Source organism: Solemya elarraichensis gill symbiont, from assembly GCF_002021095.1.
GTDB lineage: Bacteria > Pseudomonadota > Gammaproteobacteria > Chromatiales > Chromatiaceae.
The window spans coordinates 1-11,025 of the sequence record NZ_MPRK01000038.1 but is presented as its reverse complement, the minus strand read 5'-3'; the positions used below and the strand labels follow the sequence as shown (position 1 = coordinate 11,025).

10 protein-coding genes and 1 pseudogene are annotated in these 11,025 nt (G+C 52.7%); 5 read left to right on the top strand and 6 right to left on the bottom strand.

What is annotated here, in order from left to right:
- Window positions 1–1,586: endopeptidase La (lon, locus tag BOW51_RS03335; protein WP_135568025.1), on the top strand; the 1,586-nt coding region annotated here is incomplete at its 5' end.
- 68 nt (window positions 1,587–1,654) lie between these two features.
- On the opposite strand, the gene BOW51_RS03330 is transcribed toward lon, so the two are convergent.
- Window positions 1,655–2,017 carry a hypothetical protein gene (locus BOW51_RS03330; protein WP_135568024.1) on the bottom strand — a complete coding sequence of 121 codons (363 nt, stop codon included), beginning with the start codon at window positions 2,015–2,017 and terminating at the stop codon, window positions 1,655–1,657.
- An 11-nt stretch (window positions 2,018–2,028) separates the two neighbouring features.
- Window positions 2,029–2,340 carry a hypothetical protein gene (locus BOW51_RS03325; RefSeq protein ID WP_078476430.1) on the bottom strand — a complete coding sequence of 104 codons (312 nt, stop codon included), beginning with the start codon at window positions 2,338–2,340 and terminating at the stop codon, window positions 2,029–2,031.
- A 105-nt stretch (window positions 2,341–2,445) separates the two neighbouring features.
- Here BOW51_RS03325 and BOW51_RS03320 point away from each other — a divergent pair, with 105 nt between their 5' ends.
- The 3 genes from BOW51_RS03320 to BOW51_RS03310 are packed head-to-tail and all read left to right on the top strand — an operon-like array spanning window position 2,446 to window position 5,922.
- Window positions 2,446–4,251 (top strand): glycosyltransferase, encoded by a 1,806-nt coding sequence (locus tag BOW51_RS03320; protein ID WP_078476429.1) that lies wholly within the window; start codon window positions 2,446–2,448, stop codon window positions 4,249–4,251.
- 45 nt (window positions 4,252–4,296) lie between these two features.
- Complete coding sequence (locus BOW51_RS03315) at window positions 4,297–5,676, top strand: L-serine ammonia-lyase (protein ID WP_078476428.1); 1,380 nt, start codon at window positions 4,297–4,299, stop codon at window positions 5,674–5,676.
- Window positions 5,677–5,715: 39 nt separating this feature from the next.
- A complete protein-coding gene (locus tag BOW51_RS03310) occupies window positions 5,716–5,922 on the top strand; it encodes a 2-hydroxymuconate tautomerase family protein (protein ID WP_078476427.1) in 207 nt (68 codons plus the stop codon).
- 21 nt (window positions 5,923–5,943) lie between these two features.
- Here BOW51_RS03310 and BOW51_RS11580 read toward each other — a convergent pair.
- The 4 genes and pseudogenes from BOW51_RS11580 to BOW51_RS03285 form a co-directional block, all read right to left on the bottom strand.
- Window positions 5,944–6,317 (bottom strand): annotated as a pseudogene (locus BOW51_RS11580) (TlpA disulfide reductase family protein).
- Window positions 6,318–7,239: 922 nt separating this feature from the next.
- Entirely contained in the window at window positions 7,240–7,512 is a 273-nt protein-coding gene (locus BOW51_RS03295; protein WP_078476424.1) for a hypothetical protein, read from the bottom strand.
- Window positions 7,513–7,540: 28 nt separating this feature from the next.
- A complete protein-coding gene (gene ssb, locus BOW51_RS03290) occupies window positions 7,541–8,005 on the bottom strand; it encodes a single-stranded DNA-binding protein (protein ID WP_078476423.1) in 465 nt (154 codons plus the stop codon).
- A 33-nt stretch (window positions 8,006–8,038) separates the two neighbouring features.
- The gene (locus tag BOW51_RS03285; RefSeq protein WP_078476422.1) at window positions 8,039–9,412 is read right to left on the bottom strand and encodes an MFS transporter; all 1,374 of its coding nucleotides are present in this window, start codon (window positions 9,410–9,412) and stop codon (window positions 8,039–8,041) included.
- A gap of 89 nt (window positions 9,413–9,501) precedes the next feature.
- Between BOW51_RS03285 and BOW51_RS03280 the strand changes: the two genes are divergently transcribed.
- Window positions 9,502–11,025: UvrA family protein (locus BOW51_RS03280; protein WP_503167661.1), on the top strand; the 1,524-nt coding region annotated here is incomplete at its 3' end.

Below are 11,025 nucleotides of genomic sequence, written 5' to 3'. Positions count from 1 at the left end.
TTTTCCTTTGGCGCTGGCGCACGTCAGAAAAACAGTCTCGCCTAGTGGCTACCGGGGACTACGCGCCTTCGATTCTCTCTCCTTGGCGCGCAGCGGAGGTTGGCTCACCCGAGTACGCATTGACGCGTAACTACATCGACTGGATCACCCTGCTGCCGTGGGGCAAGGAGTCCGAAGACCACCTCGATCTCGACTTGGCACGCAAAACTCTCGACAAAGATCACTATGGTCTCGACGAGGTTAAGGAACGCATCATCGAGTTCCTTGCTGTCGGCATCATGAAGGGTGAAATCAACGGCTCGATCATTTTACTGGTCGGCCCGCCCGGCGTTGGCAAGACTTCGATAGGAAAATCGATTGCCGAAGCACTCGGGCGCAGCTTCTCCCGTTTATCGGTCGGTGGCATTCGAGACGAGGCAGAGATCAAGGGACACAGGCGCACCTATATTGGCGCCATGCCCGGCAAGTTCATTCAGGCGATGAAAGAGGTGGAGACCCGCAACCCGGTCATCATGCTCGACGAGATCGACAAGATTGGCGCCTCCTACCAGGGCGATCCGGCATCGGCGTTGCTTGAAGTGCTCGACCCTGAACAGAACAGCGACTTCCTCGATCACTATCTCGACCTGCGTTTTGACCTCTCCAAAGCGCTATTCATCTGCACAGCAAACCAGCTCGATACGATTCCGGGCCCATTGCTCGATCGCATGGAGATGATTCCGCTGTCGGGCTATATCGCCGAGGAGAAACTGCAGATTGCACGCAAGTACCTGCTGCCACGCCAACTCAAGCGTGTCGGGCTCAAGCGCAGCGAAGTCAAAATCGGCACGCCCGCACTGCGTGCCATCATTGATGGCTATGCACGAGACGCTGGGGTGCGGCGCCTAGAAAAAGAGATTGGCAAGATCGTTCGCAAAGCAGCTGTCAAAATTCTTGGCAAGGCAAAAACCCCGATCACTGTCGGCAAGGAAAACATCAAGGAGTGGCTTGGGTCAAAGCTATTTACCGATGAACGCAAACTGCCCGGTGTCGGCGTCGTCACCGGCCTCGCCTGGACATCCATGGGCGGCGCCACCCTGAGTATCGAGGCAGTGCATACGCACAGCTTCAACCGCGGCCTGAAACTGACCGGTCAGCTTGGCGACGTGATGCAGGAGTCGGCCGAAATTGCGTATGGCTATATTGTCAGCCATGCACATGAATACCCGATTGAAGAGGATTTCTTCAGCAGTGCTTTCATTCACCTGCATGTACCCGCAGGCGCAACACCCAAGGATGGACCCTCTGCCGGTATCGCCATGGCCACTGCCCTGCTGTCACTGGCGCTTGGCAAAAAACCGGTTCGTGATATCGCCATGACCGGCGAACTAACTCTCACCGGGCAGGTATTCCCTGTCGGTGGCATTAGGGAAAAAGTAATTGCGGCACGCCGCTCCGGCATTCGCGAATTGATTCTGCCAATCGATAACCAGGACGATTATGAAGAGATTCCCGAGCACATCCGCAAGGGCATCAAGGTGCATTTTGCCGAGAACTATACGGATGTGGCGGCTATCCTGTTTCCGGTTAGAAAAAGACAACACTGACAATCCCGGTTTGCTGCACCCGGCTTAATCATGCAAATTGTTGTAACACTATCGCATCTGCTCTGAGGTCAAGAGTTAGTCGATTTGATATCAAAAGAAACCGACTTGCCTGATCGTAATACATCTGGCAGTTCTGTTTCATATTGATCTGCATATACCTCATCAACAAGTTCAGACAACTGTGACAGTTCAATTTTTTTAGCCAGTCTCGACAAAGGATGCTGTTCACCTTTCCTGGCCTCTCTTTTTTCAGCCTTGTTACTGAATAACATCCCGCAATCCAGATGATCATCAATATCATTCGCTATCCTGATCGCCATGATATTTCTTTCAAGTTCCTTCAGGCTTGCGCCACTTCCCAGAAGTTTTGTTACGACTGAGTGAGTCCAGGACAGCCTGCTATACCCGGCAATCATCCCCTCTATTTTCATACCGAATCTATTTAAAATGAACTGCCTGCGACTCTCTGTAATACCCTGGCCTCCATCAAGAAAATCCCCCTGCAGGTACGCAGCATGCAATACACCTGCAATGACAACACCGGGGGAAGATCAACAGCGGCCAATACACTCGCCGTTCCTACCAGGTGGCTGACAAAGTGCTTACCACTGCCACGAAAACGGCACGGGAAGAGCTTCATGGCAATCTCATAGGCCACGCGCGCTGCATTAAGCTCTTTTTCAGACCACTGACACGCAATCAGTTGCCGATAGAGTTGTAGATTGGTCTGTGCGATGGGTGTCATCTTTGTCATATAATCTTGAATGATTCTGTCTGAATGCTGCCTAGTAATCTAACACACTGACAAGGTTACCAAGCTGCAATTCATGACAGACTATTAATCCAGGGGACACCAAGAATGGAAGGCAGCATAGTCGTTTCGCCACGTGAAAGGTTTACCTCAATCACCGCATCGCTGCAGTCACTGTTCGCGACTATTTCTGACGAGATTCCTGTTATCGTGGTGGAAGGATGCTCGCCGGAGAATACCTGTCAGCAGCTTGAGCAACTCCGGGAGCAGCGCCACTTCGAATGGATAGGAACTGACTACTTCATCACCCCCCAGGAGGCCCGCAACATCGGCTTCGACCGGGTGCAGACAGAACTCGTTGTCTTTACCGACAATGATATTCACTACGAGCCTGGCTGGCTTGAAGCACTGATAAGCAACAGGGAACAATACGACAGCGACCTGGTTGCACCTCTGATCTGTATTGGCCCGCCCGAAGCCAGTATTATTCATCATGCTGGCGGCCGCCTTGTGATCAAGAAAGACAAGGGAAACAAGCCATACGTCACCGAACGCCACAGACTGATGGACAGGCCTGTTGCAGAGCTCTCTGACATCATGACACCGGTCGAGAATGAGATAGTCGAGTTTCACTGCTTCCTCGCAAGAAGTGACTACATTCGTCGTATCGGTCCCATGGATGAACGCCTAATCACGAGAGAGCAGATAGATTTTGGCCTTAGATCAAAAGTCGCCGGTGGCAAGGTCACTTTCGAGAAAAACGCCGTTGTAACCTATATGGCCAAGATCCCTTTCAAAGAGATCGATCTTCCCTATATGGTGTTTCGCTGGTCGGATGAACTTGCCATCAAGTCCCTGCAGGCCTTTACCGGTACATGGGGAATAGAAACCGAGACTAACAGGGTGCTCAATCACTGGATCAGACCTCACCGCTTCAGGGCATTTAAAAGCGCTTTTTCTGACCAGGTCGAACAGCTAGGACCTAAAAGGTTTTACACTGAGGTTGTCAAAGCAAGGGCGAATGAATATGTCACCCGTGCATTTGCCACCCGAACAAATATGACCAGCCCACGCTACCCCCGGGGGCCAGCTCCCGAGGAAATCAGCGACTTTTTCAATACTGTCGCTGAACAGGATGACATGGCAGGAGAGGCACCAGGCTGGATCAGGCATTCAGACAAGCCGATGATCATCGGAGGTATGGCAACGATGCCATCCCGAATCCACACACTATGGCCTGCGATTGCCTCCATCCTTCCCCAGCTCGACCGGCTCTATCTCTTTTTTGACCGTTTCGAAAAACTACCACTCATTCGACATCCGAAGATCGTTTGCCTCACTTCACAGAACTTTGGTGATCACCGGGCAAACGGTAAATTTCTTGGTCTGCTGATGGCGGGTGACGGAGACTATTACTTCTCTCTTGACGATGATCTTCTCTATCCACAGGATTACGTCGAGCGAATGGTTGAATATTTGCAACAGGGCGATAATACCTTCGTTGCTGGAGTCCATGGATCAATACTAAAGCCTGAAATCAACCATTACCTCAACGACAGACGTGTTACCAATAGAAGTATGGCCTCTGACACTGAAAGCCGTGTTCACATACTGGGTACCTGTACCACGGCATTTAACACTGACACACTCAGGCTTGACGTGCGCCGCTGGAAACATCGCAACATGGTTGACCTGACCTTTGCTCTCATATGTACGCAGCGAGGAATTCCGATGAATATCATTTCCCGAAAAGAGAACTGGGTCAGCAGCCAGGAAGAGAACCAGCAAGACAGCATCTTCAGAGAACTGCAGAAAGATGACACTGTACAAACCGAGATGGCAAAAGCGTTGCTGCAGCACCATACAAATACCCTCAAGAAGACACAGGCAATAGCCTCAGGGACAAATCCCTGATCCCCACCAGTTGATCTTCAGCGCTGCTTGAGATACAAGAAACAGATGTTTATCAGCGTCCTCGAACTCTTCAAGGTCGGAATCGGGCCTTCAAGCTCGCATACCCTCGGCCCCATGCTGGCTGCTAATAACTTTGTCGGCCAGGTCGGTGAGTACTTGCAGACCCATACACATTCGCAGGGCCTCTCACTGCGTTGCACTCTCAAGGGATCACTTGCCTATACCGGAAAAGGGCACGCAACAGATCGTGCAGTGACGCTCGGGCTGCATAGCTATACGGCGAAAGAGCTGGCCGGTCAAGATATTGAAGCCCTGCTGGATGCGATACAGCAAAAAGAGACCATCTCCATCGGGGATAGCCAGCTTGTGAGTTTCAATCCACAACAGGATATTATTTTTGACCGCGGGGTGCCTCTACCGCAGCATCCTAACGGAATGGTTTTAGACCTGCTTGATGTATCAGGAGAGAGCCTGCTTTCTGAAACCTTCTTCTCTATCGGTGGCGGTTTTATTTGCACTCTTGCCGATATCGGGGAAGTCGTTGCACCTCTCAAAATGCGATCTGCCTCGAACTATCCCTATCCATTCGATTCCGCGAAATCAATGCTGCAGATGTCCGGCAAAAGTGGCCTCAGCATCGCAGCCATGAAGCAGGCCAATGAACTGCAACAGATTGGTGAGGAAGCACTTCTGAGTGGCCTCGACTCTATCTGGGAGGCTATGCAAACCTGCATCGAAAACGGATTAAATGCTGAAGGCACCCTCCCCGGCGGCCTTGACCTGACAAGGCGGGCAAAAGCACTACATCAGCAACTTTTCGATGATCAGCAAACGGCAACAGTCAACGACTGGCTGTGTGCCTATGCGATGGCGGTCAACGAAGAGAATGCGGCCGGGCACATGGTGGTGACAGCACCGACCAATGGCGCTGCCGGCGTCATACCTGCGGTGCTCTACTATCTTTTGACGCACGAAAACGGCAGCCGTGAACAGATTCGGGAATTCCTCCTCACGGCCAGTGCTATCGGCGGCATCATCAAGCACAACAGTTCAATCTCCGGCGCAGAAGTCGGTTGCCAGGGCGAGGTGGGATCAGCAGCGGCAATGGCTGCCGCGGGACTCTGCGCTGTGCGCGGAGGCACTACTGAACAGATTGAGAATGCCGCTGAAATCGCTCTCGAGCACCACCTCGGAATGACCTGTGATCCCGTCAACGGACTGGTGCAGGTGCCTTGCATCGAACGCAATGGCTTCGGTGCAATCAAGGCACACGCTGCCGCCTCACTCGCCATGCACGGCAGTGGTGAACACTTCATGCCGCTCGACAACTGTATCGCCGCAATGAAACAGACGGGGCTGGAGATGTCGAGCAAATTCAAGGAGACATCGCTGGGTGGACTCGCAGTCAGCGTGACAGAATGCTAGTTATCACTCACTCAACCAAACAGACAGGAGTATGAATCAATGCCATTAATCAACATCAAGATTACCAACGATGGTGTAACCAAAGAACAGAAGCAGCAGCTGATCGAAGGCGCCACTCAACTGGTTGTCGATGTTCTCAACAAGAACCCGGCCACGACCATGGTGATCATTGATGAGGTTGATACGGATAACTGGGGAATAGGCGCCAGGCAGGTGACTGAACTCCGCAAGGAGAGCAGCTCCTAGACACATCCAGCCAGGTCAGGGCTACTGCGTCAATTGGCGCAGCGTCTCGACCACTTCTTCAGCATCCCATTCAAAAGCACCAAAAACGGCATAGCGAATCTTGTGTTCACGCTCGAGCACGAACGTTGTCGGGAATGCATAGCCGTTCCAGCTTGTAAACGCTTCTGCTTCAGGATCAAGCAACACCGGGAAATCAACCGGTTTATCCTTTAAGAACGCCTGCACTTCGGGCGTACTCTCGCCAACATCAATGCTTACCACCTCGAGACCATCAGCTTGCGTAAACGCTCAAGAGAAGGAATCTCCTCGACGCAGGGAGGACACCAGGTTGCCCAGAAGTTCAGTACCACCACCTTGTTTTTCAAATGCGCCAGGTCGAACTGATTACCGTGCATATCGGCCAGTTTCAATGTGAGCTCCGGTTGCTCACCAACATAGGGCTTGAGCAGGGTGCTGCTGGCTGCCTGTTTTACTGGTACAGATAATTCAGGCGAAGTGGGGACAGAAGCTAAATCTGCCGATGTCACACTTAATAGCTGTACTGCCTTATTAAGCATTGCATGCAAACGTGATGTCAGTTCAATCTCTTGTGGCTCAGTATCATCCAGGGGACGTGTATGAAATCCATCGGCAACCCCTTTCAAGTGATGTAAATACACCTGTGCACCACCCTCTTCCAGGGCAGAAACAACACTATTGATACGCCAGTGTTGTGCTGTATTGACTGGCTGAAGCAGGTAAACGGGCAGATTTGTCGCACGCGCAACCGGAATAAAGGTCGCTTCCTCACCACCTTGCGGTGTACCTACATAGAGTTTTGGGCTGACCAGGATTGCACCGCCTAACTGCTCCTTCTGCACTCCTGCCATTTGCCACAGGCGAATCGCTTCCAGCGTCTTGGCTGACATGCGTCCGGATACAATAATATACAGCTGCTTGTTGCTCACCGATTGGGCTTTCTGCATGAGCTCCAGCAATACTTCAGGTTTTAGTGCATTGAGTGAATAGCGGCCCGGAGGAATAAAATAGCCACTATGTAGGTCTGGCATCCACACCTCTATTCCAGCTTCAGCCAAGCCCTGTGCGACTTCAAGCTGTCTTGGTGACATACCAAATTCGGATGGCAACCAAAGCATGACTCGCACACCTGTTGCTGCAACATGCTCAACTGGTATTTCAGTGCCATCCTGTAACTCGATCAGCCTCTCTTCGGCCAAGGCCGAGAGCGGCAACAGGAGGAGTAATAAAACGATGATTTTCATATTGAGGTAAGCAAACCAGCAGCGAATCTGAACCGGGGCTTGCGAAATGCCTTGCCTAACTTAACAGGCTGTTCTTATCCAGAACCCGCTGAATCTTCCTGCTGGTTTTTGCCAACTTCTCGACATCACGAAAATTCGGCGTTTCCCCACTATGCAGGCGCTCCTCCCATTCCATTATCTCGATATCGATATATTCCAGGAGTTTTTTCGGGCAACCGTAACTGCACCCGTCATCAGCGCACAACTCCTGCTCATCCAGCGAAAAGGGAAAGCCCTCCCTCACCTGCCGGATGATGTCGTGCATAACAGTGGTCGTTGACGGTTTCATAAAAGAGCGTTCTTTCCTTCAGGCTATTCTAGAACGGAATATCGTCATCAAAATCAGCTGCTGGTGGCTCACTCTGCTGAGAGAAGCCATTATCATTTGACTGCTGCTGCTTGGCTGGTGCGCCACCGCCTCCACCCATCGGTGCCGAACCACCGCGGCTGTCGAGCATCTGCATCTGGTCGGCGACGATCTCCGTGGTGTAACGATCCTGGCCGTTGTTGTCCTGCCACTTGCGAGTCTGCAGTTTTCCCTCAAGATAGACCTTTGAGCCTTTCTTGAGATACTCGCCTGCGATCTCACCAAGACGATGGAACATGACCACCCTGTGCCACTCGGTCTTCTCCTGCTGCTCACCGGTATTCTTGTCTTTCCAGGTTTCGCTGGTTGCCACAGTGATATTTGCCACCGCATTGCCGTTGGGCATGTAGCGGACTTCCGGGTCTTTCCCGAGATTGCCAATCAGGATGACTTTATTTACTCCACGTTGAGCCATTTCGCTCTCCTCCAGTTATCTATTCTGTTCAGTTTATGCGGAAGCTTCTTCTGCTTCCAGACTTATTGTGTCGAGTTGCTTGCTGTTGACCTTGAGGTAAGCGGCAGACTCTTCTGCAACAATGACTACTTCCTCGACGCCTTCAATTGCATTGAGGCGCTGCTCATATGCCTGCAGGTCATCTGTTTCTTCAGGGATTTTCAGCATGCGTGTTTTAAGTAATGGCGCCTGCATTCCGGCAGCTGCCAGTAGCCATACGCTGACTGCGATTGCGCCGAACAACATAACACCCTGCGCACCATGGTGACTGAAAACCCAGCCGCCAACAAGGCCGCCAAGAAATGCACCGAAAAACTGCGATGTCGAGTAGACCCCCATCGCGGTGCCCTTGCTACTGGCCGGAGCAATTCTCGAGATCAGCGACGGCAGGGTCGCCTCCAGCAGGTTAAACGCCGCAAAGTAGAGCAGCAGCCAGCCAACCAGCCCCCACAGGCTCTCGGCCATCAGTCCCAGCCCCGCCTGCGCGACTGCCAGCGTGGCAACTGCGCCGAGAAACACAGGTTTCATTTTGTTGCGGCGCTCGGCAATGATGATGAAAGGAACCATCATGGCAATGGAGACCAGCAACACCGGCAGGTAGACCATCCAGTGATCAACGACGGCAAGCCCACCGCTATCACGCAACATCAGCGGATAAGAGATAAACAGCGACGTCATCACCATGTGCAACACGAAGATACCGAAATCGAGGCGCAGCAGACCGCTGTTCGACAGTACACGGCCAAACTGGCCGGGCACAGATTCGGCGTCACGGTGCACACTGCTTTTTACCGGCGTCGGAACAAACAGCGCAAGGATGCCGATGCCCGCAATTGCCAGGACTGCCGTCAGCCAGAAAATGCCTGAGACACCAATCCATGCTCCCAGTAGCGGTCCGGCAACCAGTGACAACGCAAAGGAGAAACCGATACTCATACCGATGATCGCCATCGCCTTGGTTCTGTGAGTTTCGCGCGTGAGGTCGGCAGCGAGCGCCATGACGGCAGCAGCGATTGCGCCACTGCCCTGGATGGCACGGCCGATAATGACTGTGATTATCGAATCGCCATTTGCCGCAACCACGCTGCCGATGGCAAACAGCAGTAAACCACCGATAATCACCGGCTTGCGACCGATACGGTCCGACAGCATACCGAATGGAATTTGAAACAGCGCCTGGGTGAGGCCGTAAATTCCGATTGCGAGACCGATCAGAACAGGTGTGACGCCGGATAATTGTCCAGCATAAATGGCAAACACGGGCATGATCAGGAAGAGTCCGAACATGCGCAATGCGAAAATACTGGCCAGCGAAAATGCTGCCCTTTTCTCCTGCGCCGACATAGCTGTTGATGTCGATGATGCCATTATGTGAAAGACCCTTTGCCCGTTATCCGTCAAACGTCGTATAGTACCTGATTCGGCCCAATTTCGCTGTGATAACGATTCTCTAAACCATGGAAACGATCCATATACAGGGTGCGCGCACCCACAACCTGAAGAACATCTCGCTACAGCTCCCGCGTGACAAGCTGATAGTCATTACCGGCCTCTCCGGTTCAGGTAAATCGTCGCTCGCTTTCGACACCATCTATGCAGAAGGACAGCGACGCTACGTCGAATCACTATCGGCCTATGCACGCCAGTTCCTGTCGATGATGGAAAAGCCGGATATCGACCACATCGAGGGGCTTTCACCGGCAATCTCGATCGAGCAGAAAACCACCAGCCACAACCCACGCTCCACGGTCGGCACCATTACCGAAATCCATGACTACCTGCGCCTGCTGTTTGCGCGCGCCGGAACGCCCAAGTGCCCGGATCACAACTTGACCCTCGAGGCACAGACAGTCAGCCAGATGGTTGACCAGGTGCTGGCATTGCCTGAAGGCGACAAGCTGATGCTGCTGGCACCCGTGATCTCCGAGCGCAAGGGTGAATATCACAAGCTGCTGGGTGAGCTACATGCACAGGGTTTTCTGCGTGCACGCATCGATGGCGACATCTACGAACTTGATGATCCACCCGAACTGGAACTGCACAAGAAGCACAGCATTGATGTTGTCATCGACCGTTTCAAAGTACGCGATGACCTGCAGCAGCGCCTTGCTGAATCATTCGAAACAACCCTCAAGCTGGCTGGCGGTGTAGCGCACGTGGCATGGATGGATGAGCCGGGAAAGGAAGATATTACCTTCTCCGCCAACTTCGCCTGCCCAACATGTGGCTACAGTATTGAGGAGCTCGAACCACGGCTATTCTCGTTCAACAATCCGGTGGGTGCCTGCCCTACTTGTGATGGTCTCGGCGTCGAGCAGTTTTTCGATCCGGGCAAAATCATCTCCAATGAAGAGTTGAGCCTCGCCGGCGGCGCAATCAGGGGTTGGGACAGGCGCAGCAGTTACTACTTCCAACTGCTGAGAGCCGTCGCTGACTGGGCCGATTTTGACCTGGAAACACCCTGGAATGAACTCGACAGCAAGCAACAGAAGCTGGTGTTGCACGGTACAGCTGGCAAGCAAATCTCTTTCACCTGGCGTAACGAACGCGGTCGCTCGGTGACCAAGAAACAGCCGTTCGAGGGCATCATCAATAATATCAAGCGGCGCTATCACGAGACCGAATCCAACTCGGTTCGCGAGGAACTCGCCAAGTTCGTCTCGACACAGTCCTGCCCTGATTGTCACGGCAGTCGCCTCAATACGGCAGCACGCAACGTCTTTGTGGGCGACCTTAGTCTGCCCGACATCACGGTAATGCCGATCGACCAGGCGCTTGAATTCGCGAAAAACCTCAATTTACCCGGTAAAAAGGGCGAAATTGCGTCAAAAGTTATTAAAGAGATCGATCAGCGGCTATCTTTTCTTGTCAATGTCGGCCTCAACTACCTGTCGCTCGACCGCAGTGCAGAGACGCTCTCCGGTGGTGAAGCACAACGCATTCGGCTCGCCAGCCAGATCGGTGCCGGCCTTGTCGGCGTC

Coding starts and splice junctions, on each gene's coding strand:
- BOW51_RS03320 (WP_078476429.1), top strand. CDS start 2,446: ATGGAAGGCAGCATAGTCGTTTCGCCACGTGAAAGGTTTACCTCAATC.
- BOW51_RS03325 (WP_078476430.1), bottom strand. CDS start 2,340: ATGACAAAGATGACACCCATCGCACAGACCAATCTACAACTCTATCGG.
- BOW51_RS03295 (WP_078476424.1), bottom strand. CDS start 7,512: ATGAAACCGTCAACGACCACTGTTATGCACGACATCATCCGGCAGGTG.
- ssb (WP_078476423.1), bottom strand. CDS start 8,005: ATGGCTCAACGTGGAGTAAATAAAGTCATCCTGATTGGCAATCTCGGG.
- BOW51_RS03315 (WP_078476428.1), top strand. CDS start 4,297: ATGTTTATCAGCGTCCTCGAACTCTTCAAGGTCGGAATCGGGCCTTCA.
- BOW51_RS03310 (WP_078476427.1), top strand. CDS start 5,716: ATGCCATTAATCAACATCAAGATTACCAACGATGGTGTAACCAAAGAA.
- BOW51_RS03285 (WP_078476422.1), bottom strand. CDS start 9,412: ATGGCATCATCGACATCAACAGCTATGTCGGCGCAGGAGAAAAGGGCA.
- BOW51_RS03330 (WP_135568024.1), bottom strand. CDS start 2,017: ATGAAAATAGAGGGGATGATTGCCGGGTATAGCAGGCTGTCCTGGACT.